The sequence below is a fragment of the Micromonospora sp. M71_S20 genome, assembly GCF_003664255.1.
Classification (GTDB): domain Bacteria; phylum Actinomycetota; class Actinomycetes; order Mycobacteriales; family Micromonosporaceae; genus Micromonospora.
Genome location: NZ_RCCV01000001.1, coordinates 1,645,655 through 1,669,880, shown reverse-complemented (window position 1 = coordinate 1,669,880; position 24,226 = coordinate 1,645,655). Strand labels below are relative to the sequence as shown.

The following is a 24,226-nucleotide window of genomic DNA, read 5'->3' as shown; positions in this document are numbered from 1 at the left end:
GCAACCTCTTGCTAACGTCCCCGCAACACGCGAGAGCAGCGGCGCAGCACGCCGAGCGCCGGTTGGCAAGAAACTTACAGAGCTTCCACTGGCGGGTCGCCCTTCCCCCGGCGTGCCGCCATGACGACAGGAGTACCGATGCGCATCCGTACCGCGGGTGTGGTCGCCGTCCTCGGCCTGGCGCTCGCCGCGTCGGGCTGCGGCAGCGACAGCAGCGACGAGCCGGCCGCGAAGGAATCCACCAAGGCCGCCGCCGGCGGCAAGCTGGTGATCTGGGCCGACGACAAGCGCACCGCCGCCCTCAAGCCGTTCGCCGAGAAGTTCGGTCAGGAGAACGGCGTCACGGTCGAGGTCCAGGCCGTCTCCAAGGACCTCCAGACCAACTTCGTCACCGCCTCGCAGCAGGGCAGCGGCCCGGACGTCGTGGTCGGCGCGCACGACTGGATCGGCAACCTCGTCCAGAACGGCGCCATCGACCCGGTGCAGCTCGCCGCCGAGCAGAAGAGCGGCTTCAACGAGACCGCCGTCAAGGCCGTCACGTTCAACGGCCAGCTCTACGGCGTGCCCTACGCCATGGAGAACCTGGCGCTGATCCGCAACACCGAGCTGGCCCCCGAGGCGCCGAAGACCATCGAGGACCTCGTCGCCGCCGGCAAGAAGCTCAAGGCCGAGAAGAAGGCCAGCGAGATCCTCTGCCTCCAGTCCGGCCAGAACGGCGACGCCTACCACATCTACCCGCTCTACACCTCCGGTGGCGGGTACCTCTTCGGCACGGGCGCCAACGGCGACTACGACCCGAAGGACCTGGGCGTGGGCAAGCCGGAGTCGATCGAGGCGTTCAAGAAAATCGCCAAGCTCGGTGAGAAGGGCGACGGCGCGCTCAAGCGCTCGATCACCGGCGAGAACTCGATCGCCACGTTCACCGGCAAGAAGTGCGCCTACCTGGTCTCCGGCCCGTGGGCCATCGCGGACGCCAAGAAGGCCAACATCAAGTACGACATCTCCCCGGTCCCCGGCTTCGCCGGTGGCAAGGAGGCCCAGCCGTTCGTGGGTGTCCAGGCGTTCTACGTCGCCGCGAAGGGCAAGAACAAGGCCCTGGCCCAGGAGTTCGTCGCCAACCACGTCACCACCCCCGAGCTGGCCGTGGCGCTCTACAACGCCGAGCCCCGCCCGCCGGCGCTGACCGCCGCCCTCGACCAGGTCAAGGGCACCGACCCGGACCTGGCCAAGTTCCAGGAGGCCGGCAAGAACGGCCAGGTGCTCCCGGCGATCCCGGCCATGGCGACCATCTGGGACCCGTTCGGCAAGGCCGAGGCCGCCATCATCGGCGGCGCCGACCCGGCCAAGACGATCACCGCAGCCGGCAAGACCATCTCCGGCCAGATCAAGTAATGAGCACGTCGCTGTCCGGCCCGGGGGCTGCCACGCAGCCCCCGGGCCGGGAGCCCGTCGGCCCCGGGCTCCCGGGCAAGTCCCGCACCGCGCGGCACCACGCGCCGATCACCGCGACCGGTCTGCTCGTCAAGGTGGTCCTGCTCGGCCTGACCGCCGGGATCGCGGTCTGGGCGGCCTTCCCGCTCGTCGAGGCGGAGAAGTGGATCGGGCTGGCCGTGCTGGCCGCCACCACCGTCGGACTCTTCTACCTCTACCTGACCCGCCGGCACATCCCGGCGAAGTACCTGGTCCCCGGCACGCTCTTCCTGATCGCGTTCCAGATCGTCCCGGTGCTGTACACGGCGAGCACCGCCTTCACGAACTTCGGCGACGGCCACCGCGGCACCAAGGAAGACGCCGTCGTCGCCATCCAGACCGCGTCGGTCAAGCAGGTGCCCGGCTCCACCGAGTACGCCCTCTCCGTCGCCACCGAGGGCGATCCCGCGACCGGCCCGCTCGTCTTCCTGGTCAGCGACCCGGGCACCGGCACCGTCTCGGCCGGCGACGCCGGCGGGCTGCGCCAGCTCGACCCGGCCGACGTCACCGTGGCCCCGGGCGGCAAGGTCACCGCCGCCGACGGCTACACGGTGCTCAACTTCGGCCAGGCCAGCGCCCGCAGCCAGGAGATCACCGACCTGGTCGTGCCGACGTCCGGGGGCGCGCTGCGCTCCGCCGGCCTGTCCCGCGCCTACGAGGGCAAGGCCATCCGGGCGTACGACGCCGGCTGTGACTGCATCAAGGACATCGAGAGCGGCAGGACCTGGACGGCGGACGAGGAGAGCGGCGCCTTCGTGGCCGCCGACGGCGAGCGGCTGGCCCAGGGCTGGAAGGTCACCGTCGGGCTGGAGAACTTCTCCCGGGTGCTCACCGACCCGGCCATCTCCGGGCCGTTCTTCGGCACGCTGCTGTGGAACTTCGCCTTCGCCATCGGCTCCACCGGCGGCACGTTCATCCTGGGCATGTTCATCGCCCTGGCCCTGCACTCGCCCCGGATGCGGGGCACCAACTTCTACCGGATCCTGCTGATCCTGCCGTACGCCATGCCGTCCTTCGCGATGCTGTTGGTCTGGCGGGACATGTTCAACACCGACTTCGGCCTGATCAACAACCTGTTCGGGATCGGGGTGGACTGGTTCGGCCAGGAGTGGTCGGCCCGGATCGCGGTGATCCTGGTGCAGCTCTGGCTCGGCTACCCGTACATGTTCCTGGTCGCCACGGGCGCGCTCCAGGCCATCCCGAAGGAGCTGACCGAGGCGTCGTCTGTCGACGGCGCGTCGCCGTGGCAGTCGTTCCGGTCGGTCACCCTGCCGCTGCTGCTGGTCGCGCTCTCCCCGCTGCTGATCGCGTCGTTCGCGTACAACTTCAACAACTTCAACGCGATCTACCTGACCACCGAGGGCGGTCCCTTCCCGGCGGACAACCCGACCGCGGGGGCGACGGACCTGCTGATCACGTACACGTACCGGCTGGCCTTCGGCGCGCAGGGCGCCCAGTTCGGCCTGGCGGCCGCGGTGTCGATCTTCATCTTCACCATCGTCGCGGTGGTGTCGGCGGTGAGCTTCCGGCGCACCCGTAAGCAGGAGGAGGTGTACTCGTGACCTCGCTCAGCGGTACCCCGGCGGCGGGCGGCGCGACCGGCGCCCCGGCCGTCAACCGCAACGCGGGCCGGCGGCGCAACCGGTGGTTCGCCCAGGTCGGCTGGCGCCACCTGGTGGGCGTGCTGGCCGTCGCGTTCAGCCTCTTCCCGATCCTGTTCGTGCTCTCGGCCGCGCTCAACCCGCTCGGCACGCTCTCCTCGACGGAGCTGCTGCCGACCGGGGCGTCCGTGGAGAACTTCACGAACCTGTTCGACCGTACGGCGTTCGGGTGGTGGTTCCTCAACTCGCTGCTCATCGCCGGGGTGGCCTCGTTCGCGTCGGTCTTCCTGTCGGCGCTGGCGGCGTACGCCTTCTCCCGGATGCGCTTCGCCGGCCGGCGGGTCGGGCTGCTCTCGCTCCTGCTGATCCAGATGTTCCCGCAGTTCCTGGCGATCGTGGCGATCTTCCTGATCTTCACGACGATCACCGACCTGTGGCCGGCGATCGGCTTCAACACGCCGTGGGGCCTGCTGCTGCTCTACCTGGGCGGCGCGCTGGGCGTGAACACCTGGCTGATGAAGGGCTTCTTCGACACGCTCCCCCGGGAGCTGGACGAGTCGGCCACGATGGACGGCGCCACGCACGCCCAGGTCTTCTTCCGGATCATGCTGCCGCTGGTGGCGCCGATTTTGGCGGTGACCGGCCTGCTCGCCTTCATCGGCACCATCAACGAGTTCCTGATGGCGAACGTCTTCCTGACCAACAGCGAGTCGAAGACCCTCGCGGTCGGGATGTTCGGCCTGGTGGCCGGCGAACGCAACAACAACTTCGGGATCTTCGCGGCGGGCACCCTGCTCACCGCGATCCCCACGGTGCTGGTCTTCCAGATGGTCCAGCGCTACATCGTCTCCGGCCTCACCGCCGGGGCCGTCAAAGGATAAATCGGATAGGTGGCCGCTCCTCGCCGAGGTCGAGGCGAGGGGTGCCGCTCCGTCGCGACCAGCCGGGCCCACCGGCTGTTCCGCGACACCGCAAAGCTGCGGCAAGGGCGTCGGCGTCCGACGTACACCGGAGCAGTCACGGATCGACCGCCGCGGTCGGGGAACCGGCCGCGGCGGGAGACCCCTTTCTCTCCCGTCCGACCGACGCGAAAGGCGCCATCATGTCCCTGTTGCCGCACCACGACGGCTCCGCCCTGTACGTCCCCGAGCAGGAGCCCGCCCTCGGCGACGTCGTCGACGTCTTCGTCCGGGTGCCGGCCGGCGCCGACGTCCGGCAGGTGCACGTGCGCACCACCGGCGACGGCGAGCCCCGGTTCACCGAGGCGGTCGTCGACCGCACCGACGGCGCCGACGTCTGGTGGCGGGTCCCCGTCGAGGCCCGCAACCCGGTCAGCAACTACCGGTTCATGCTCACCGGCAGCCGGGGCTACCGCTGGCTGAACGCCGCCGGCGTGGTGGCCCACGACGTGCCCGACAACGGCGACTTCAAGCTGGTCACCCACGCCCCGCCGCCCGCCTGGGCCCGCGACGCGGTGATCTACCAGATCTTCCCGGACCGGTTCGCCCGCTCCGCCGCCGCCGAGGGCCGCGAGCTGCCGGACTGGGCTATCCCGTGCGACTGGGACACCCCGGTGATCGGGCGCGGCCCCGAGACCCCCCGGCAGTTCTACGGCGGCGACCTGGACGGCGTCACCGGGCGGCTGGACCACCTGGACCGCCTCGGCGTCAACACCGTCTACCTGACCCCGATCTTCCCGGCCCGCTCCAACCACCGCTACGACGCCGCCAGCTTCGACACCGTCGACCCGCTGCTCGGCGGGGACGCCGCCCTGGCCCGCCTCGCCGACGCCGTACGCGCCCGGGGCTGGCGGCTGCTCGGCGACATCACCAGCAACCACACCGGCGACGCGCACGAGTGGTTCACCAGGGCCGCCTCCGATTCCTCCGCGCCCGAGCGGGAGCTGTACTACTTCGACGAGGTGACCGGGGACTACGAGTCCTGGAACGGGGTGAAGTCGCTGCCCAAGTTGAACTGGGGCAGCGCCGAGCTGCGCCGGCGCTTCGCCACCGCCGGGGACTCGCTGCTGCGCCGCTGGCTGCGATCGCCGTACGGGCTGGACGGCTGGCGGGTGGACGTGGCGAACATGACCGGGCGGCGGGGCGCCGACGCGTACACGCACGAGGTGGCGGCGCTGCTGCGCGAGGTGGTCGCCCGGACCCGGGCCGACGCCCTGCTGATGGCCGAGCACGGCCACGACCACACCGGCGACCTCGACCGGAACGGCTGGCACGGCACGATGAACTACGTCGGCTTCACCGATCCGGTCTGGTCCTGGCTGCGGCACGGCGACCAGCCCGTGCCGAACTTCCTCGGCACCCCCGGCGGGGTGCGCCGGCGGGACGCGGACGCGGTGCTGGCGACGATGGACACCTACCGGTCGCTGGTCTCCTGGCGGTCGTACACCCACTCGTGGCAGCTGCTCGGCTCGCACGACTCGGCGCGGATCAGGACGGTGGTCGGCGACGCCGCCCGGCAGGAGGTCGCCGCCGGCCTGCTCGCCACCATGCCCGGCACCCCGATGATCTACGCGGGCGACGAGCTGGGCCTGACCGGCACCAACGGCGAGGGCTCGCGTACGCCGATGCCGTGGCACCGGCCGGAGAGCTGGGACGACTCGACGTTCGCCGCGTACCGCGCCCTGATCGCGCTGCGCCGGGCCGAGCCCGCGCTGCGCCACGGCGGCCTGCGCTGGCTGCGCGCCGACGCGGACACGCTGGTCTTCCTGCGCGAGGCCCCGACCGGCACGGTGCTGGTGCTGGCCCGCCGCGCCGCCGGCCAGCCGCTGCGCCTGGCGGGGCTGGGGCCGGCCGAGAACCTGTACGGCGGCGCCCCCGCCCTGCGCCCCGACGCCGACGGCGCGGTCACCCTCCCGGCGGACGGCCCCACCTTCCAGGCCTGGCGGCTCGCCTGACCCCTACGCCCCACTACTACGATCCGTCGTTGATGGGGGAGGATGGTGCCCGTGGAAGCTCTGAGACTGATACTTCGCTACGTCCATCTGATCGGTTTCGCCCTGCTGCTCGGCGGCGCGATCGTCCAGTACATCAGCGGGAAGCTGCGGATCAACCCGGCCATGCTCTGGGGGTCCGTGATCATGCTGGCGACCGGGATCGGCCTCTCCGCGCCCCTGCGTGACGGCGACGAGCCCGATCCCGCGAAACTTGTTACCAAGTTGGTGCTCGCCATCCTGATCTTTGTCATGGTGTTCTTCTCCCGGAAGCGCGACGTGGTCAACCGTGGGCACTTCCTGGCAACCGTGGGGTTGACCCTGGTCAACGCGGCGGTAGCCGTCTTCTGGCGGTAACGTCGTCGGCGGGGGACGACGCGCAGAACCGGACGTTCCGCGACGCCTCGCCGCGCACCTACCAGCACTGAGCGTGATCTGCCCCACCTAAGGGTTACGTAGGGGTAACAGGCGCTCAACAGTCGTGCACGATTGTCGGCCGGTGGGTGGGCGCGGGCGTACGCTCCCGTCCGTAACGTGGGACGCCGGCGGCGCAGCGCAGGCCGGCTCAAAGGGCTGCCACCGTGCAGGACGCGGTGTGCAATGGGAAGGAGACGTCTTGCGCTCTGTGCGTGGGATGCGGATTGCCTCCGTCTTCGCGATGGGTGGGCTCGTGCTGAGTGCCGCCGCGTGTGGCGAGGCTCCCGAGGAGAACAACAACGCCGGCAGTGGCGACAAGAAGTACAGCGCCTGCATGGTGACCGACGTCGGCGGCATCGACGACAAGTCGTTCAACACCTCCGCCTGGAAGGGTCTGGAGGAGGCCAAGAAGGCCAACGACAACATCGACATCAAGTACGTCGCGTCGAAGGCCGAGGCGGACTACGAGGTCAACCTGACCCAGTACGTCAACCAGAAGTGCGACTTCATCCTGGCCGTCGGCGGCCTGATGGGTGACGCGACCTCCAAGATCGCCAAGGCGAACCCGAACCAGCAGTTCGGCATCGTCGACGCGAAGGTCCCGGAGACCAACGTCTACCCGATGCAGTTCGACACCGCCCAGGCCGGCTTCCTCGCCGGTTACCTGGCCGCCGGCATGTCCAAGAGCGGCACGGTGGGCACCTACGGCGGCCTGCCGATCCCGCCGGTCACCATCTTCATGGACGGCTACGCCGACGGCGTCGCGCACTACAACAAGACCAAGAGCAAGTCGGTCAAGGTCGTCGGCTGGGACAAGGCCACCCAGAAGGGCTCCTTCACCAACGACTTCGTCAAGCAGGACGAGGGCAAGAAGGTCAGCGACGCGCTGGTCGCCCAGGGCGCCGACATCGTCATGCCGGTCGCCGGCGGCGCCGGCCTCGGCACCACCGGTGCGGCGAAGGCGTCGGGCGGCAAGTACAACACCATCTGGGTGGACGTCGACGGCTGCGAGAGCACCCAGGACTGCGCGGCGATCATCACCACCGTCGAGAAGAACATCCCGGACGCCGTCAAGGAGGCCGTCGTCAAGGCCGCCGGCGGCGAGAAGCTGTCGGCCACCCCGGGCTACCTCGGCAACCTGTCCAACAACGGTGTCGGGCTCGCCCCGTACCACGAGTTCGACAGCAAGGTCCCGGCCGAGCTGAAGGCCGAGATCGACAAGCTGAAGGCGGACATCGCCGCCGGCACCGTCACCGTCACCTCCGCGGCCCAGCCGAAGTGAGGCTCCGCCGGCCGCCCGCGGTGAGACGATCACCAGGGTAGGCCGGCGGGCGGTACAGCACGACGATCCGGCCGCCCCGGCGTCGCGGGGAAACCCCCACGGCGCCGGGGCGGCCGATCCACACCCACCCGACGACGGCCCCGCGCCGCGAGCGGTACACCGGCAGCTACGCTGCACCATCGCTTCGCACTCCAGGAGGTTGCGCTGAGACTCGAACTGCGCGGCATCACCAAACGGTTCGGTGACCTGGTCGCCAACGACCACATCGATCTGACGGTGGAGCCTGGAGAGATCCACGCCCTGCTCGGCGAGAACGGCGCGGGCAAGTCGACCCTGATGAACGTGCTCTACGGGCTCTACCAGCCCGACGAGGGCGAGATCCTGGTCGACGGCGCGCCGCTGAAGCTGCGGGGGCCGTCCGACGCGATCGCGGCCGGGATCGGCATGGTGCACCAGCACTTCATGCTGGTGCCCGTCTTCACCGTGACCGAGAACATCATGCTCGGCGCCGAGCAGGTCCGGGGCGGCATCGCCGGCTTCCTGGACCGGCGGCGGGCCCGGCGCGAGGTCGCCGAGGTCTCCGAGCGGTACAACCTGCGGGTCGACCCGGATGCGGTGATCGAGGACCTGCCGGTCGGCATCCAGCAGCGGGTGGAGATCGTCAAGGCGCTCACCCGCGACGTCGACCTGCTCATCCTCGACGAGCCGACGGCCGTGCTCACCCCGCAGGAGACGGACGAACTGCTCACCGTGATGCGGTCGCTCAAGGCCGCCGGCAAGTCGATCGTCTTCATCACCCACAAGCTGGGCGAGGTCAAGGCCATCGCCGACCGGATCACCGTGATCCGGCGCGGAAAGACCGTCGGCACCGCCTCGCCCGAGGCGAGCCGCGACGAGCTGGCCGCGCTGATGGTCGGCCGCAGCGTGCGGCTCACCGTGGAGAAGGAGCCGGCCGCCCCCGGCAAGCCGGTCCTGGAGGTCTCCGGCCTGGTCGTCGACGACGACCGGCAGATCCGCGCGGTCGACGGGGTCGACCTGACCGTGCACGCGGGCGAGGTGCTCGGCGTCGCGGGCGTGCAGGGCAACGGCCAGACCGAGCTGATCGAGGCGATCATGGGGCTGCGGCCGACGCTCGCCGGCACGGTCACCCTCGACGGGCAACAGGTCAGCGGCTGGTCGACCAAGAAGGTGCTCCGCGCCGGCGTCGGCTACGTGCCCGAGGACCGCAGCGTCGACGGCCTGGTCAAGGAGTTCTCCGTCGCGGAGAACCTGGTGCTCGACATCTACGACCGGCCGCCCTTCGGCAAGGGCCTGGCGCTGAAGCCGGACGCCATCGCGAAGTCGGCGAAGGAGCGGATCGCGCAGTTCGACGTCCGCACCTCCTCGGCCGACGCGGCCGTCGGCACCCTCTCCGGCGGCAACCAGCAGAAGGTCATCGTGGCCCGGGAGCTGTCCCGGCCGCTGAAGCTCTTCATCGCCGCCCAGCCGACCCGCGGCGTCGACGTCGGGTCGATCGAGTTCATCCACAGCCAGGTCATCCGGGAGCGGGACGTCGGCACCGCCGTCATGGTGGTCTCCAGCGAGCTCGACGAGGTGATCGGCCTGGCCGACCGGATCGCGGTCATGTACCGCGGCCGGATCATCGGCATCGTCGGCCCGGACACCCCCCCGCGAGGAGATCGGCCTGCTGATGGCCGGCATCACCCCCGACGCGGCACCCGCCGCCACGACCGGCACGACCCCGGCCGACGGCGTCGCGGCGGCCCCCGCCGCCGAGAGCCCTGGCAACGAGGACGAGGCATGACCAACCCGAAGCCCCCGTCGGGCTCCCCGGACAAGGAGCCGGCGACCGAGGCGCAGGCCGCGCGGACCGCGCTCGGCAACACCGAGCGCGCCGGGACGGCCACCGCCCCGAAGGGCCCCGCCCCGGAGGCGAAGCCCTCGCTGGGCCGGCTGTTCCTGGACAACCTCTGGGCGGCCAACACCTTCACGGTGACCCTGCTGTCGCTGGTGCTGGCGATGATCGTCGGCGCGATCCTGATGATCGTGTCCGACCCCGACGTGCTCGCCACCTACAGCTACATCACGGCCCGGCCGGCCGACGCGCTCAACGCGAGCTGGACGCTGGTCAGCGAGGCGTACGGCAACCTGTTCAAGGGCGCGATCTTCGACCCGGACGCCGTGGGCTTCCAGGCGGTGATGAGCCCGATCTCGGAGACGCTCACCTACACCGCGCCGCTGGTCTTCACCGGCCTGTCGGTGGCACTGGCCTTCCGGGGCGGCCTGTTCAACATCGGCGCCCAGGGCCAGGCGACCATGGGCGTGATCCTGGCCGCGCTGGCCGGCTTCCTGCTGCCGCTGCCGCCCGGCCTGCACCTGCTCGTCGCGGTGCTCGCCGGCGCGCTCGGCGGGGCGATCTGGGGCTTCATTCCGGGCATCCTCAAGGCGCGCACCGGCGCCCACGAGGTGATCAACACGATCATGCTCAACTACGTCGCCACGTACTTCCTGACCTGGATCATCGTGCAGAACGGCGTCCAGGACCCGAACCGCACGGACGCGATCAGCCGCCCGGTGGACGGGTCGGCCCAGCTGCCCCGCCTCCTCGGCGACGGGCTGCGGGTGCACGCCGGCATCATCCTGGCGGTGCTGGCCACCTGGGCGGTCTGGTGGCTGCTGAACCGGTCCACGCTCGGCTTCGAGCTGCGCGCCGTCGGCGCCAACCCCGACGCCGCCCGGACCGCCGGCATCAGCGTCACCCGGACGTACGTCCTGATCATGGTCTTCGCCGGGATCCTGGCCGGCCTCGGCGGCTCCAACATGGTGCTCGGCTCCACCGCGAGCGCGCTGACCCCGCTGGTGGTCGCGCAGATCGGCTTCGACGGCATCCTCGTGGCGCTGCTCGGCCGCGTGAAGCCGTGGGGCGTCGCGCTGGCCGCGCTGCTCTTCGGCGCGCTCCAGGCCGGCGGCAACCGGATGCAGTCGTACTCGGGGATCTCGTTGGAGCTGGTCACCGTGCTCCAGGCGCTGATCGTCATCTTCATCGCCGCGCCGGCCCTGGTGAAGGCGATCTTCCAGCTCCGGGCCGCCCGCGCCGCCCGGTTGCAGACGAGCCTGGCGAAGGGCTGGTAACTCATGTCCACCATGGCTGTCGAAGACGTCGCGGTCGCCCCCGTCGACCAGGGCTTCTGGACCCGTACCCGCAAGGTCGGCGCCGTGCTGCTCGCCCTCGGCCTGCTGGCGACGGTGGTGTTCGGGGCGCTCGCCACCGGCGAGCAGGCCCGCTTCACCCTGAGCGAGGACGCCGCCGGCGCCGCGCTCGAGATCCACGGCACCCTCGGCGCGATCCTCTTCGGCCTCGTCGCTGTCGCCGCCGGCGTCGCGATGCTCGCCGGGCTGCCGAAGCGCTGGTTCACCCTCGTGCTCGGCGTCGGGCTGGTCGGCTTCGTGCTGTCGTTCCTCTGCTGGCAGGTCTCCGACGCGCCGGCCGGGCAGAACTTCATGCCGCTGGTCAACATCCTCCGGGGCACGTTCATCCTGGCCCTGCCGCTGGTCTTCGGCGCGCTGGCCGGCGTGCTCTGCGAGCGCTCCGGCGTGGTCAACGTGGCCATCGAGGGGCAGCTGCTGATGGGCGCCTTCAGCGGCGCGCTCTTCGGCAGCCTCTCCGGCAGCGTCTGGGTGGGCCTGGTCGCGGCGGCGATCGGCGGCGCGTTCATCTCGCTGCTGCTGGCCGTCTTCTCGATCCGCTACCTGGTCGACCAGGTCGTCATGGGCATCGTGCTCAACCTGCTGGCTGTCGGCGTCACCGGCTTCCTCTACGAGCGGCTGATGCAGACCAACGCGCAGAAGTACAACAGCGCCCCCCGGTTCGGCAACTGGGAGATCCCGCTGCTGTCGGACATCCCGCTGCTCGGCCCGGCGCTGTTCCGGGGCAACATCTTCCTCTACCTCGGCCTGCTGCTGGTGCTGGTCATCCACATCGCGCTGTTCCGCACCCGGTGGGGCCTGCGCACCCGCTCGGTCGGCGAGCACCCCACCGCCGCCGACACCCTGGGCGTCAGGGTGCTCGGGCTGCGCTACCGCAACGTGCTGCTCGCCGGGGTGGTCGCCGGCATCGGCGGCGCCTCCTACACGCTGGCGCTCTACTCGTTCACCAAGAACATGATCGGCGGCAAGGGCTTCATCGCCCTGGCCGCGCTGATCTTCGGCCGGTGGAGCCCGACGGGGGCGCTGCTCGCGGCGCTCTTCTTCGGCTTCGCCGACCAGCTCGCCACGTACCTGGGCGCCATCAACAGCGTGATCCCGAACCAGTTCCTGGCCATGCTGCCCTACCTGGCGACGATCCTGGCGGTGGCCGGGCTGGTCGGCCGGGTCCGGGCGCCGGCCGCCGACGGCAAGCCGTACATCAAGGGCTGACGGGGGAGTACCGCATGGAGATCGACTGGGAGCGGCTGCGGGCCGCCGCCACCGAGGTGATGCGGCACGCGTACGTGCCGTACTCGAAGTTCCCGGTCGGGGCGGCCGCGCTGGTCGACGACGGCCGGGTGGTGGTCGGCTGCAACGTGGAGAACGCCGCGTACGGCGTGGTGCTCTGCGCCGAGTGCGGGGTGGTCTCCTCGCTGCACGCCACCGGCGGCGGCCGGATCGTGGCCCTCTCCTGTGTCGACGCCACCGGCGAGCCGCTGATGCCGTGCGGCCGGTGCCGCCAGCTGCTCTGGGAGCAGGGCGGGCCGGAGTGCCTCATCGAGGCGAGGGGCGGGCCGCTGCGGATGGCCGAGCTGCTGCCGCACGCCTTCGACGTGACCGACCTGGAGGCCGTGACGGGGGAGGCCCCGGTGCCCGTGGTGCCGGAGCGGCTGGCCGCCTGGCGCGGGCGCGGCACGGTCTTCGTGCACCCCGACCTCTCCGCCGGCCAGCAGGTCTGGACGGCCTACTGGGAGCGGTCCGCGGGCGACAACGAGGGCGCCGAGACCGGCGTGCTGGAGGAGGGCCCGAGCTGGGACGAGCCGGCGGAGGCGATCGCCTGGGGCCACGCCCGTACGCCCCGGGTGGTGGTCGTGGACGCGTCCGGGGCGATCTTCTGGGCCGGCGAGGGTGAGCCGCCGATGGAGATCCCTGCCCGCTGGGTTGGTTGAGCTTTGGGGCTCGGGCCGACCGTGCCCGGCTCCGGGCGGTCAGGCTTGATCCCTCCGCCGGGCACGGTCGGCCCGAGCCCTCGGTGGTCGCGGCCCGTCGGCCCGTTCCACAACGACTGATAGGAACTCAAAGGTGAGTGCTTTCACGGCGGTTGACGTCATCCGGGTCAAGCGGGACGGGGGTGTGCTCTCCGACGCGCAGATCGACTGGGTGGTGGACGCGTACACCCGGGGGGTGGTCGCCGACGAGCAGATGTCGGCGCTGGCCATGGCGATCCTGCTGCGCGGCATGACCGGTCCGGAGATCGCCCGGTGGACCGCCGCGATGATCGCCAGCGGGGAGCGGCTCGACCTCTCCGCCGTGGACCGGCCGACCGTCGACAAGCACTCCACGGGCGGCGTCGGTGACAAGATCACCCTGCCGCTCACCCCGCTGGTGGCGGCGTGCGGCGCCGCCGTGCCGCAGCTCAGCGGCCGGGGCCTCGGGCACACCGGCGGCACCCTCGACAAGCTGGAGTCGATCCCGGGTTGGCGGGCGGCGCTGAGCAACGACGAGTTCACCGCCCAGCTCCGCGACGTCGGCGCGGCGATCTGCGCGGCCGGCGCGGGGCTCGCCCCCGCCGACCGCAAGCTGTACGCGCTGCGCGACGTGACCGGAACCGTCGAGGCCATCCCGCTGATCGCCAGCTCGATCATGAGCAAGAAGATCGCGGAGGGCACCGGCGCGCTGGTGCTCGACGTCAAGGTCGGCTCGGGCGCGTTCATGAAGTCCGTCGAGCAGGCCCGCGAGCTGGCCCGGACGATGGTCGAGCTGGGCGGCGCGCACGGCGTACGGACGGTCGCCCTGCTCACCGACATGTCCACCCCGCTGGGCCTGGCCATCGGCAACGCCGTCGAGGTGACCGAGTCCGTCGAGGTGCTCGCCGGGGGCGGCCCCGCCGACGTGGTCGAGCTGACCCTGGCACTGGCCCGCGAGATGCTCGACGCGGCCGGGCTGCCGGACGCCGACCCGGAGGCCGCCCTGCGCGACGGCCGGGCGATGGACTCCTGGCGGGCGATGATCCGCGCCCAGGGCGGGGATCCGGACGCCCCGATGCCCACCGCGAACGAGGTCGAGGTGGTCCGCGCCGACGCCGACGGCCACGTCGCGGCGATCGACGCGTACGCCATGGGGGTGGCCGCCTGGCGGCTCGGCGCCGGGCGGGCCCGCAAGGAGGACCCGGTCAGCGTGCCCTCGGGGATAGTGCTGCACCGGCGCCCGGGTGACCCGGTGCGGGCGGGCGACCCGCTCTACGAGCTGCGCGCCCAGGACGCCGCCCGGATCCCGGCGGCGCGGGACGACGCCGCGCGGGCGGTACGGATCTCGCCGGTCGCGCCCGCCGCGACGCCGCTGGTCATCGAGCGGATCGGCTGAGCGCGGCGGTCCCCGGGGCGGGCATGGTGCCCGCCAGCTCGGACCGCTATCCTCCCTGGCCAAGGGGGGACAACCGGCGCCGAGTCGTCGCGAGCAGACAGGATCTTTCGCCGTGACCGTACCTGCCCCCGACCCACGGGAGGTGCGTGAGGCGAGCCTGGACGAGTTGTCCCGGCTGCGTCTCCCGTTGCCGCCCGCCCAGTTCCCGCTCGTGTGGGAGCCGGGCGACCAGATCGAGCTGCGACCCACGGTGGAGATCGAGGCCCGCATAGCGGTGCTGCACCTGATCCTGGCCCGCTGCTTCGGGATGCCGCCGCAGGCGGCGATGAGCTGGCTGCTCGCCTCGCACCTGGTCGACATGGTCACGCCGCCGGAGTTCCAGTTCGTGACCGGCGGCAAGGGCGACCACCGGTCGTTCGTGCTGCACCACGACGCGCTCTTCGCGCTGGCCTGGGTGCTCGGCCTGACCAAGCAGCTCGACCCGACGCTGCCGGTCGACGAGCGGCTGGTGGAGCGGATGCCGCACATCCACGGCGGGGAGACCTTCGGCCAGTGGCGGGCCCGGATCCTCACCGCCCCACAGCACCCCGCCGACGCGGCCGCCCTGCTGGACCTGCACTACTGCCTGGACTGGGCGTACCTGGAGACCGAGCGGGCCGGTCGTACGCCCCCGGGGCTGGTGGACGCCAACGCCATCGGCCAGCGCCGGTGGGCCCTGGAGTGGGCGGTGATGCTGCGCGGGCCGTACCACGACGAGCCCCCCGGCTGGGAAGAGGTCGACCTCTCCACCTGATCCGAGGCGGCGCGTAGCGCCGGGTCAGCGCGGTGCCGGGCGCCAGACGGTCAGCCGCACCGCGAGGGTCACCCGGACCGGCTCGGCGAGGGCGGCCACCCGGGCGGCGAGCCCGGCCGGGTCGGTGTGCCAGGCGCTGGGACCCATCCCGACCAGCGTCGCGACCTCCGGGCCGGTCAGCGCCAGCTCCCGCCGGTGCACCGTGGACGCCGCCGGGGTGAAGTGCCCGCCCAGACTCTCGGCGACCCGGTCCGCCTTGGCCGGGTCCACCCGCAGCAGGCCGAGGGCGCCGACCAGTTCGGTGAGGTGGTCCTCGGCCGGCGTGACCACCAGCAGGGAGCCGGCCGGGTCGAGGACCCGGTGGAACTCCGCGCCGTTGCGCGGCGCGAAGACGTTCAGCAGCACGGCCGTGCCGGCGTCGGCCAGGGGCAGCCGCTGCCAGGTGTCGGCGAGCGCCGCCGCCGCGCGCGGGTGCGCCCGGGCGGCCCGGCGCAGCGCCGGCTTCGACACGTCCAGGGCGAGACCCGCCGCGTCCGGCAGCGCCGCCAGCACCGCCGCGAGGTGCCGGCCCGTCCCCGCCCCGGCATCCACCACCAGGGGGTACGCCCCGTCGGTGCGCGCCCCGGCCGGCTCCCCGGTCGGAAGGCGCCGGGGAACCGCCACGTGGCCCACGGCCTCGGTCGCGGCGGCGGTGAGGGCGGTCGAGATCAGGTCGTAGTGGCCGGCGGCCAGGAAGTCGGCGCGGGCGGCCACCATCTCGGCGGTGTCCCCGGTGTGCGGGGCGCGGCCGGCGAGCAGGTTCACGTAGCCCTGGCGGGCCACGTCGAAGCTGTGCCGACGCGGGCAGCGCAGCGCGCGGGCGCCGCCGGTGGCGACCTCGGCCAGCGGCTCGGCGCAGACCGGGCAGCGGAGCCGGTCGACGATGCGGGGGTCCACGTCAGGCGTCCAGACGGTTCGGCACCGCGCGTACCCGGCGGTGGTCGTCGTCGCACTCGCGCTCGGGGTCCACCGGCTCATTCTCCGGGGCGGGTGAGGTGGTCGACCACCCGGTGCGTGAGCGCGTCCAGCGCGGCGACCTCGTCGGGGGTCAGCAGGTCGATGAGGTGCCGGCGGACGGCCGCCACGTGGCCGGGGGCGGCGGCCTCGATCGCGCGCCGGCCCTCGGCGGTGAGTACGACGACCGCGCCCCGGCCGTCGGTGGCGCACTCCTCGCGGGTGACCAGGCCGCGCTGCTGCATCCGGGTCAGGTGGTGGGAGAGCCGGCTGCGGGACCAGAGCATCCGGTCGGCCAGCTCGCTGAGCCGCAGCCGCTGGTCGGGTGTCTCCGAGAGGTCGGAGAGGACGTCGTAGTCGGGCTCGGAGAGCCCGGCGTCACGCATCAGCTCCCGGGCCAGCTCCAGGTCGAGCAGGCGGCGCATCCGTCGGTAGCCCCGCCAGGCGCGCTGCTCCCGCTCGTCCAGCCAGCGTGGTTGCTCCATGCCGGCCATCCTAACCATCTTGTTGACATGTCATCAACCTGCTCCCTAAGGTGAGTGACATGTCAACCAAACTGCCGGGCCGGCTGGCCCGCCTGCTGGGCGGCCTCGTGCTGTTCGGCGTCAGCGTGGCCCTGATGGTCCGCGCCGACCTGGGCCTCGCGTCCTGGGACGTGCTGCACCAGGGGCTCGCCGAGCGGACCGGGCTGCCCCTCGGTCAGGTGGTGAACCTGGTCGCCGTGGTCGTGCTGGTGCTCTGGATCCCGCTGCGGCAGCGCCCCGGGCTCGGCACCCTCGCGAACGCGGTCGTGGTCGGGTTCGCCGCCGACGCCGCGCTCGCCGTCCTGCCGCCGGTGGTCCCGCTCGCCGGCCGGATCGGCCTGCTGGTCGCCGGCATCCTGCTCAACGGGCTCGCCACGGCCCTCTACCTCGGGGCACGCCTCGGGCCCGGGCCGCGCGACGGCCTGATGACCGGACTGGCCGCGCGCGGCCTGCCGATCGGGCGGGTACGCACGGCCATCGAGCTCGGCGTACTGGCCGTGGGCTGGGCACTCGGCGGCACCGTCGGCCCCGGCACCCTCCTCTTCGCCGTCAGCATCGGGCCGCTGGCGCAGCACCTCATCCCCAAGTTCACCGTCCCGGTCCCGAGCCGGCCCGCCACCACAGGAGCGACCTCGCCATGCCCTGCCTGACCGTCATCGTCGCCAGCACCCGGCCCGGCCGGGTGGGCCGCCGGATCGGCGACTGGTTCACCGCCGTCGCCACCGCGTACGACGCCTTCGACGACGTACGCCTCGTCGACCTCGCCGAGGTGGGCCTGCCCTTCCACGACGAGCCGCACCACCCCTCCGAGGGGCGGTACCTGCACCCGCACACCCGCAGGTGGAGCGCCACCGTCGCCGCCGGGGACGCCTTCGTCTTCGTCATGCCGGAGTACAACTACGGCTTCAGCGCGCCGCTGAAGAACGCGATCGACCATCTCTACACGGAGTGGCAGTACAAGCCGGTCGGCTTCGTCAGCTACGGGATGACCTCGGGCGGCCTGCGCGCCGTCCAGATGATCAAGCAGGTGGTGACCACCCTCAAGATGATGCCGGCCAACGAGGCGGTGACCGTGTTCCTGCGGCAGGCGCTCGACGACACGGGGGAACTCGTCCCGGACCCGGGGCGCGACGCCGCCGCCACGGTGATGCTCGACGAACTGGCCCGGCTGACCGCCGCCCTCGCCCCGCTGCGGGTGACGGCGTGAACGCCCGGCTGTGGGAGCTGTTCGGCGAGCGCGGCCGGGGCGTGCTGGTGACCCTGCGCCGCGACGGGCGGCCCCAGCTGTCCAACCTCGACTTCCTCGCCGAGCCCGGCCTGATCCGCTGCTCCACCACCGGCAACCGGGCCAAGGTGCGCAACCTGCGCCGCGATCCCCGGGCCAGCCTGCACGTCACCACCGCCGACGGCGGGGCGTACGCGGTCGCGGAGGGGACGGTCACGCTCACCCCGCCGGCGGCGGCGCCCGACGACGCATGCGTCGAGGAGCTGGTCGAGGTCTACCGGCGGATCCGCGGCGAGCACCCCGACTGGGCCGACTACCGGGCGGCGATGGTCGCCGACGGCCGCCTGGTGCTCCGGCTCGCCGTCGACCGGGTGTACGGCTGGCGTCCCTGACCCCCGCCCGCGGTTCCGGCCGGGCGACGCGGGGCGTCCGGCCGGAACGGGCCGCCGGTGGCGCGGGGCGGCGCGCCGAGCGCCGATCCGTGCCGGTCCCGTCGGTCGGCCCGGCGGCGCCGACTAGGGTCTGTGCATGGTCGCGACAATCCGTTACGAGGACATCGTCAAGGTCCCGAAGGCGCTGCTGCACGATCACCTCGACGGCGGCCTGCGGCCGGCGACGATCGTCGAGCTGGCCGCCGAGGTGGGGCACGAGCTGCCCACCACCGACCCCGAGGCGCTCGGCCGGTGGTTCGTCGAGGCGGCCGACTCCGGTTCCCTGGAGCGCTACCTGGAGACGTTCGCGCACACCGTCGCCGTCATGCAGACCGCGTCGTCGCTGCGGCGGGTGGCCCGGGAGTGCGCCCAGGACCTGGCCGCCGACGGGGTGGTCTACGCCGAGGTGCGGTTCGCCCCCGAGCAGCACCTGGAGAAGGACCTCACCCTGGACGAGGTGGTCGAGGCGGTGCTGGCCGGCTTCGTCGAGGGCAGCGCGCTGGCCGCCGAGGAGGGCCGGCAGATCCGGGTCGGCACCCTGCTCACCGCGATGCGGCACGCCGCCCGGTCGCAGGAGATCGCCGAGTTGGCCGTCCGGCACCGCGACGCCGGGGTGGTCGGCTTCGACATCGCCGGCGCCGAGGCGGGCTTCCCGCCGACCCGGCACCTGGACGCCTTCGAGTACCTCCAGCGGGAGAACTTCCACTTCACCATCCACGCCGGCGAGGCGTTCGGCCTGCCGTCGATCTGGCAGGCGATCCAGTGGTGCGGGGCGGACCGGCTCGGCCACGGGGTGCGGATCGTGGACGACATCACGCCCGGCGCGGAGCCGGTGCTCGGCCGGCTGGCCGCGTACGTGCGGGACAAGCGGATCCCGCTGGAGCTGTGCCCGTCATCCAACGTGCAGACCGGCGCCGCCCCCTCGATCGCCGAGCACCCGATCGGGCTGCTGCGGGACCTGCGGTTCCGGGCGACGGTGAACACCGACAACCGGCTGATGAGCGGCACGTCGATGTCCCGGGAGATGGCCCTGCTGGTGGACGCCTTCGGCTACGGCTGGAAGGAGCTCCAGTGGTTCACCATCAACGCCATGAAGAGCGCCTTCATCCCGTTCGACGAGCGGCTGAAGATCATCGATGAGGTGATCAAGCCCGCGTACGGCAAGCTGCTGGGCTGACCACGGCGGGCCGCCGCGTTCCGGCGGCCGGAGTCAGGAGCGGTGCGGGTGGCCGGCGAGCATGCCGGCCACCGCGCGCAGCACCTCGCCCGCCCGGGCCGCCTCGGCGCCCAGGCCGGTCTGCCGCCGCAGGACCGCCGGCTCGCTGCGCAGCAGCGCCAGGCCGCGGCGCACCAGCACCCGGGGCGCCTTGCGCTGTTCGGCGAGGTCGCGGGCGAGCCGGCGGACGAAGGTCGCCCCCCGGGGCCGCCGCAGGGCGTACGCCCCGGCGAGGACCCCCCGTCGACGGCACTCCTCGACGATCTCGGCCGCGAAAATCCCTTCGGCCACGAAAAGTGGCGAACCGGCGACCTCGAATGGCCGGGTGGCCACCCGACGGTCCGCGCCGATCGCATAAACCGGCACATCGGCCTTGCCCTCCCTGGCCAGGCGGGCAATGGTCTCCACGGCTGCCGCAGCGTCCCAGGAGTGGGGTGACTCCCAGTCCACCAGGCCGTTTTGTCGCGGCAACGTGGGGTCGTCACCGTCCTTGTAGAAGTCGTCCAGGCAGAGCACCGGAAGGCCGGTTCGCTGCGCTATGTACGACTTTCCGGAACCGGAAGGGCCGGCGAGCAGGACAACGCGATGGGGGTGCTTCATTACCTTCAGTGACTCCGGCCAGACGGATTGCTATCAAATTGCACCAACATCTCATCACACCGCTGGCTGCGGCCAACCTGGGCTTTCTCTTTCGCAGGTGGCGTGATGGAATCTCGGATGGTCCGACCCACGGGGTCGGTCGCTGGGCGTTGTCCAGGGGCAACGCAGTCCCAGAATTTCGCGAGGGCGGTGACGTGAGCAAACGGCCAAAGGCGGGGGGCTCCTTCCTGTCGCGTCTGCGCCGGCCGACCGGTCGGCTCCGCGACATGCCGATCTGGTCCAAGCTCGGTCTCATCATGATCGTGCCGACCATCGCCACGGTGGTCGTCGGCACCAGCGGTCTGGTCGACCACCTGGAGACCCTCAACAACGCCAACCGGGCCGGCGACCTGGCCAACCTCGTCGGCCACTCGGGCGACCTGGTCGACACCCTCCAGAACGAGCGGACCAACGCGCTGCGCCTGCTGGGCGTGCCGCGCGGCCAGGACAACGTCCGCTACAAGCAGGCGTACGAGCAGGCCAACGCCAGCGTGGACGACGCCAAGGGGCGGTACTCGCAGCAGCGGGCCGAGGTCGAGGACCTCCCGGCCAACCTCGACAGCCTGCTGGGCGAGATCGACCAGACGCTGACCGACCTGCCCGGCACCCGCAGCCAGGTCTTCAACGGCAAGCTCGGGCTCGTCCCGGCCATGCAGGCCTACGACGGCCTGATCGACGACCTGATCAGCATCCGCGACTCGGCCACCCAGCTCGCCGGCGACAACGAGCTCAGCGACAAGATGCGCGCGTCGACCGCCACCGCCCGGAACAAGGAGTTCCTCTCCCGCCGCCGCGACGTGGTGCACCGGGCGTTCATCCAGCAGCGGCTCACCCCGAACCTGCGCAACGAGTACATCGCCACCAGCACCGGCTCCAGCCAGTGGCTGCAGAGCTTCCAGGTGGTGGCCAGCCAGCCGGAGCAGGAGTACTACGCCCAGGTGGTCGCCGGCCCCGACCTGCGCGAGGCGAACACCTACAACAGCTGGCTCAACGGCATCACGACCGCCGACAGCCTGACCGGCGCCCCGTTCGACGCGGACCAGTGGGACGCGGCGATGGTGGCCAACGCCAAGCTGATCCGCACGGTCGAGTCGAAGATCGACCGCGAGGTCGTCGCGGGCGCCGAGAAGCTGCGCTCGGACGTGCAGCGCCAGGTGTTCCTGGAGACCGGCCTGCTGCTCAGCATGCTGCTCCTGGCGATCCTCTTCGCCTACCTGGTCGCCCGCTCGATGGCCCGCTCCCTGCGCGACCTGCGTCAGGGCGCCCTCTCCATCGCCCAGTACGGCCTGCCCCAGGCCGTGGCCCGGCTGCGCGACCCCAAGGTGACCGGTCAGCTCTCCCCGGTACAGCTCGCCAACCAGATCGCCGAGCCGCTGCCGGTGCGCAGCAAGGACGAGTTCGGCCAGGTGACCGAGGCGTTCAACGCCGTCCACCTGGAGGCCGTCCGCACCGCCGCCGAGCAGGCCGCGCTGCGCGCGTCCGTCGCCACGATGTTCGTCAACCTGGCCCGCCGGTCGCAGATCCTGGTCGACCGCCTGATCGGTCACCTCGACCGGCTGGAGCGCGGCGAGGAGGACCCGGACCGGCTGGCCGAGCTGTTCCAGCTCGACCACCTGGCGACCCGGATGCGCCGTAACGACGAGAACCTCCTGGTGCTCGCCGGCGCCGACTCCACCCGCGTGCAGCGGGAGCCGGCCGCCCTGATCGACGTGCTCCGGGCTGCCCAGTCCGAGGTCGAGCACTACACCCGGATCGAGTTCGGGGTGATCGACCGGGACATCGAGGTCGCGGCGCACGCCGTCAACGACCTGGTCCACCTGGTCGCCGAGCTGTTCGACAACGCCACCGCCTTCTCGCCGCCGGACTCGCACGTCATGGTGGAGGCCCGGCGCGTCGGCGACCGCGCGTCGCTCTACGTGGAGGACCGGGGCATCGGGATCAGCCCCGACCAGCTCCACGACCTCAACGAGCGGCTCGCCACGCCGCCGCAGGTGGACGTGGCCGTCTCGCGGATGATGGGCCTGGTCGTGGTCGCCCGGCTGGCGTCCCGGCACGGCGTCAAGGTCGAGCTGCGTCCCGGCACCGACCGGGGGACCGTCGCCGAGGTGGTCATGCCGACCTCGGTGCTCGTGCCCCGGGCGCTCTCCGGCCGACCGCAGTCGTCGTCCGCGCTGCCGGGGCCCGGCCCGCAGTCGTACGCCCCGGCCCCGGCCCCGGCCTTCGGCGCGCCGCCGGCGCTCGGCAACGGCCCGGCCAACCCGATGCCCACGCAGCGCTCCGGCGAGTCCGGCAACCAGGTGACCCTGGGTGGCCGGCCGTTCGACCCGGCGCCGCGCAACGGGGCCGGCACGCCGGCCTCGGCCGGCTCGACGCGGTCCATGCCGGCCTGGTCGGACCTGACCGGCGCCAGCGGCTTCAACGGCGGCGAGGCCTTCCGGCCGCGCACGTCCAACGGCGAGCCGTTCGACCCGCTGCCGCAGCGGCGGTCGGCCGACGACCAGGACGCCACGGGCCAGCAGCAGGCCGTCCCGCGGCAGCTGCCCAGCAGCCCCGAGGCCCGGCCGTACTCCGTCCCGCCGGTCTCCGCGCCGCCCGTGCCCTACGCGGGCCCGCCCGTGTCCACCCCGCCGGTTCCCTACTCCGCGCCGCCGGTGTCCGGCCCGCCGGTCTCCGGCATGCCGGTCTCGGCGTCACCCGTCTCCGGCCACCCGTACTCCGGCCCGCCGGTCTCGGCCGCGCCGTACTCCGGCCCGCCGTACTCGCCGCCGTCGACCGACCCGCTGCCGCAGCGCCCGGGCCCCGGCACGCAGGGGCCGAGCACGCCGGCACCGCCGGCCTGGCCGCCGGTCGCCGGTGCCGACCGGGACGTGGCGACCCCGCCGGTGCCCGAGCGGCTGGCCGCCGCGCTGGACATGACCACCGAACTGCCGCGGGTGCCGCGCTCCGGCGCGCCGACCCCGGCGGCCCAGGCCCCCGCGCCGACGGAGCGGCCGGCGCAGGCCGCCCCGCAGGCGCGGCCGACCACGCCGCCGGCCCAGACCCGGCAGCGGTACGCGGACGAGACGATGGAGCTGCCGATCTTCCGGGAGCTCGAGTCGGCCTGGTTCCGTACCCGCCGCCCCGGGCCGGAGGAGGCGGCGCCGGCCGCCGAGAAGACGCCGACCAACGGTGCACCGACCCAGCAGTTCGCCCGGGTCGACGCCGGCGGTCGGGCCGTGCAGCCGACACCACCCGGGACGACAGGTAGCGCACCGATGGCAGACACCCCGGCGGCCGGAGGAGCGCCGCGCGAGAACGGACCGACGGTCAACGGGGGTGCCCGCCCCGGCCTCGCCGACAGCTTCGGTCACCGCCGGTCCGCGCAGCAGACCGGGGGTTGGCAGACCGCGGCCGACGACGGGTGGCGCGCCGCCTCGGCGGCGACCGAGGTGCCCGTCGCGGCGACCACCTCGACGGGCCTGCCCAAGCGCACCCCGATGGCGCAGTTGGTGCCCGGCGCGGTGGAGAAGCCCACCACCTCGGTGCAGCGACGTACGCCGGAGGGTGTCCGAGGCCTGCTTTCGGCCTACCATCGGGGCGTGCAGCGGGGGCGTACGAACCCGTCGGACAGCAACCCGACCAGCCCGGAGGCGACTCCGGGAGGGCAGCAATCCTCGCAGTCTGGCTCAGGCCCGGTGGCCGGGAGCGGGCAGAAGGAGCAAGAACGATGACAACTACGCAGGATCTCGGTTGGCTGCTGGCCAACTTCGCCGACCGGGTACCCGGTGTCGCGCACGCGGTCGCCGTCTCCGCGGACGGACTGCTCCTCGCGTCGTCACGGGACCTCCCGCGGGACCGGGCCGACCAGCTGGCCGCTATCGCGTCCGGCCTGGTCAGCCTCACCCAGGGTGCGGCCCGCTGCTTCGAGGGAGGCGCGGTGCTGCAGACAGTGGTGGAGATGGACAATGGCTTCCTGTTCCTGATGTCCATCTCGGACGGCTCGTCGTTCGCGGTGCTCGCCGCCCGTAGCTGCGACGTGGGACAGGTCGGCTACGAGATGGCCCTGCTGGTCGACCGGGTGGGCGACGCGTTGACCCCGCAGCCACGTGCGGCTGCGGGAATGCTGGGCTGACGACCCGTTGACCCGTGAGGTCGGC

The 24,226-nt window shown here is 72.3% G+C and carries 20 protein-coding genes and 1 pseudogene; 18 read left to right on the top strand and 3 right to left on the bottom strand.

Annotation, left to right across the window (positions count from 1 at the left end; all coding sequences use genetic code 11):
* Window positions 1–138: 138 nt before the first annotated feature.
* The 12 genes and pseudogenes from DER29_RS07390 (at window position 139) to DER29_RS07335 (ending at window position 15,062) form a co-directional block, all read left to right on the top strand.
* The gene (locus DER29_RS07390; protein ID WP_121396674.1) at window positions 139–1,392 is read left to right on the top strand and encodes a maltose ABC transporter substrate-binding protein; all 1,254 of its coding nucleotides are present in this window, start codon (window positions 139–141) and stop codon (window positions 1,390–1,392) included.
* Window positions 1,392–3,032, top strand: a complete 1,641-nt coding sequence (locus DER29_RS07385; RefSeq protein WP_121396673.1) for an ABC transporter permease subunit — start codon at window positions 1,392–1,394, stop codon at window positions 3,030–3,032. The genes DER29_RS07390 and DER29_RS07385 overlap by 1 nt, the downstream gene beginning before the upstream one ends.
* Window positions 3,029–3,952 (top strand): sugar ABC transporter permease, encoded by a 924-nt coding sequence (locus tag DER29_RS07380; protein WP_121396672.1) that lies wholly within the window; start codon window positions 3,029–3,031, stop codon window positions 3,950–3,952. Before DER29_RS07385 ends, DER29_RS07380 begins: the two co-directional genes overlap by 4 nt.
* 221 nt (window positions 3,953–4,173) lie before the next feature.
* Entirely contained in the window at window positions 4,174–5,985 is a 1,812-nt protein-coding gene (locus DER29_RS07375) for a glycoside hydrolase family 13 protein (protein WP_121396671.1), read from the top strand.
* Window positions 5,986–6,036: 51 nt separating this feature from the next.
* Window positions 6,037–6,378, top strand: coding sequence for a hypothetical protein (locus tag DER29_RS07370; protein WP_121399067.1), 342 nt, complete (start codon window positions 6,037–6,039; stop codon window positions 6,376–6,378).
* A 277-nt stretch (window positions 6,379–6,655) separates the two neighbouring features.
* Window positions 6,656–7,720, top strand: a complete 1,065-nt coding sequence (locus DER29_RS07365; protein ID WP_121396670.1) for a BMP family protein — start codon at window positions 6,656–6,658, stop codon at window positions 7,718–7,720.
* A gap of 276 nt (window positions 7,721–7,996) precedes the next feature.
* A pseudogene (locus tag DER29_RS07360) lies at window positions 7,997–9,151 on the top strand (ABC transporter ATP-binding protein); the annotation flags it as partial.
* A gap of 369 nt (window positions 9,152–9,520) precedes the next feature.
* Window positions 9,521–10,852 carry an ABC transporter permease gene (locus DER29_RS07355; RefSeq protein WP_121396669.1) on the top strand — a complete coding sequence of 444 codons (1,332 nt, stop codon included), beginning with the start codon at window positions 9,521–9,523 and terminating at the stop codon, window positions 10,850–10,852.
* 3 nt (window positions 10,853–10,855) lie between these two features.
* A complete protein-coding gene (locus tag DER29_RS07350; protein ID WP_121396668.1) occupies window positions 10,856–12,136 on the top strand; it encodes an ABC transporter permease in 1,281 nt (426 codons plus the stop codon).
* 14 nt (window positions 12,137–12,150) lie between these two features.
* On the top strand, window positions 12,151–12,855 hold the full coding sequence (locus tag DER29_RS07345; protein WP_121396667.1) for a cytidine deaminase: 705 nt from the start codon (window positions 12,151–12,153) through the stop codon (window positions 12,853–12,855).
* 133 nt (window positions 12,856–12,988) lie between these two features.
* Window positions 12,989–14,269, top strand: coding sequence for a thymidine phosphorylase (locus tag DER29_RS07340; protein WP_121396666.1), 1,281 nt, complete (start codon window positions 12,989–12,991; stop codon window positions 14,267–14,269).
* A gap of 112 nt (window positions 14,270–14,381) precedes the next feature.
* Window positions 14,382–15,062 carry a DUF4272 domain-containing protein gene (locus DER29_RS07335; protein WP_121396665.1) on the top strand — a complete coding sequence of 227 codons (681 nt, stop codon included), beginning with the start codon at window positions 14,382–14,384 and terminating at the stop codon, window positions 15,060–15,062.
* 24 nt (window positions 15,063–15,086) lie between these two features.
* On the opposite strand, the gene DER29_RS07330 is transcribed toward DER29_RS07335, so the two are convergent.
* Complete coding sequence (locus tag DER29_RS07330) at window positions 15,087–15,998, bottom strand: putative RNA methyltransferase (RefSeq protein ID WP_121396664.1); 912 nt, start codon at window positions 15,996–15,998, stop codon at window positions 15,087–15,089.
* A gap of 77 nt (window positions 15,999–16,075) precedes the next feature.
* Complete coding sequence (locus DER29_RS07325) at window positions 16,076–16,540, bottom strand: MarR family winged helix-turn-helix transcriptional regulator (RefSeq protein WP_121399066.1); 465 nt, start codon at window positions 16,538–16,540, stop codon at window positions 16,076–16,078.
* A 59-nt stretch (window positions 16,541–16,599) separates the two neighbouring features.
* On the opposite strand from DER29_RS07325, the gene DER29_RS07320 reads away from it, so the two are divergent.
* The 4 genes from DER29_RS07320 (at window position 16,600) to DER29_RS07305 (ending at window position 19,412) form a co-directional block, all read left to right on the top strand.
* The gene (locus DER29_RS07320; protein ID WP_121396663.1) at window positions 16,600–17,229 is read left to right on the top strand and encodes a YitT family protein; all 630 of its coding nucleotides are present in this window, start codon (window positions 16,600–16,602) and stop codon (window positions 17,227–17,229) included.
* Window positions 17,217–17,786 (top strand): NADPH-dependent FMN reductase, encoded by a 570-nt coding sequence (locus tag DER29_RS07315; RefSeq protein WP_121396662.1) that lies wholly within the window; start codon window positions 17,217–17,219, stop codon window positions 17,784–17,786. Before DER29_RS07320 ends, DER29_RS07315 begins: the two co-directional genes overlap by 13 nt.
* Entirely contained in the window at window positions 17,783–18,196 is a 414-nt protein-coding gene (locus DER29_RS07310) for a PPOX class F420-dependent oxidoreductase (protein WP_121396661.1), read from the top strand. Before DER29_RS07315 ends, DER29_RS07310 begins: the two co-directional genes overlap by 4 nt.
* A gap of 136 nt (window positions 18,197–18,332) precedes the next feature.
* Entirely contained in the window at window positions 18,333–19,412 is a 1,080-nt protein-coding gene (locus tag DER29_RS07305; protein ID WP_121396660.1) for an adenosine deaminase, read from the top strand.
* Between the two features lie 33 nt (window positions 19,413–19,445).
* On the opposite strand, the gene DER29_RS07300 is transcribed toward DER29_RS07305, so the two are convergent.
* A complete protein-coding gene (locus tag DER29_RS07300) occupies window positions 19,446–19,967 on the bottom strand; it encodes an ATP-binding protein (RefSeq protein WP_233599670.1) in 522 nt (173 codons plus the stop codon).
* 278 nt (window positions 19,968–20,245) lie between these two features.
* Here DER29_RS07300 and DER29_RS07295 point away from each other — a divergent pair, with 278 nt between their 5' ends.
* Window positions 20,246–23,800 (top strand): sensor histidine kinase, encoded by a 3,555-nt coding sequence (locus DER29_RS07295; protein ID WP_121396658.1) that lies wholly within the window; start codon window positions 20,246–20,248, stop codon window positions 23,798–23,800.
* A complete protein-coding gene (locus DER29_RS07290) occupies window positions 23,797–24,201 on the top strand; it encodes a roadblock/LC7 domain-containing protein (RefSeq protein WP_067370442.1) in 405 nt (134 codons plus the stop codon). The genes DER29_RS07295 and DER29_RS07290 overlap by 4 nt, the downstream gene beginning before the upstream one ends.
* The last annotated feature ends 25 nt before the right edge of the window (window positions 24,202–24,226 follow it).

What these genes read in the sequence shown, in the direction of transcription:
- DER29_RS07390 (WP_121396674.1), top strand. Translation starts at nt 139, where the DNA reads ATGCGCATCCGTACCGCGGGTGTGGTCGCCGTCCTCGGCCTGGCGCTC.
- DER29_RS07385 (WP_121396673.1), top strand. Translation starts at nt 1,392, where the DNA reads ATGAGCACGTCGCTGTCCGGCCCGGGGGCTGCCACGCAGCCCCCGGGC.
- DER29_RS07375 (WP_121396671.1), top strand. Translation starts at nt 4,174, where the DNA reads ATGTCCCTGTTGCCGCACCACGACGGCTCCGCCCTGTACGTCCCCGAG.
- DER29_RS07365 (WP_121396670.1), top strand. Translation starts at nt 6,656, where the DNA reads ATGCGGATTGCCTCCGTCTTCGCGATGGGTGGGCTCGTGCTGAGTGCC.
- DER29_RS07355 (WP_121396669.1), top strand. Translation starts at nt 9,521, where the DNA reads ATGACCAACCCGAAGCCCCCGTCGGGCTCCCCGGACAAGGAGCCGGCG.
- DER29_RS07350 (WP_121396668.1), top strand. Translation starts at nt 10,856, where the DNA reads ATGTCCACCATGGCTGTCGAAGACGTCGCGGTCGCCCCCGTCGACCAG.
- DER29_RS07345 (WP_121396667.1), top strand. Translation starts at nt 12,151, where the DNA reads ATGGAGATCGACTGGGAGCGGCTGCGGGCCGCCGCCACCGAGGTGATG.
- DER29_RS07325 (WP_121399066.1), bottom strand. Translation starts at nt 16,540, where the DNA reads ATGGAGCAACCACGCTGGCTGGACGAGCGGGAGCAGCGCGCCTGGCGG.
- DER29_RS07320 (WP_121396663.1), top strand. Translation starts at nt 16,600, where the DNA reads ATGTCAACCAAACTGCCGGGCCGGCTGGCCCGCCTGCTGGGCGGCCTC.
- DER29_RS07315 (WP_121396662.1), top strand. Translation starts at nt 17,217, where the DNA reads ATGCCCTGCCTGACCGTCATCGTCGCCAGCACCCGGCCCGGCCGGGTG.
- DER29_RS07305 (WP_121396660.1), top strand. Translation starts at nt 18,333, where the DNA reads ATGGTCGCGACAATCCGTTACGAGGACATCGTCAAGGTCCCGAAGGCG.
- DER29_RS07290 (WP_067370442.1), top strand. Translation starts at nt 23,797, where the DNA reads ATGACAACTACGCAGGATCTCGGTTGGCTGCTGGCCAACTTCGCCGAC.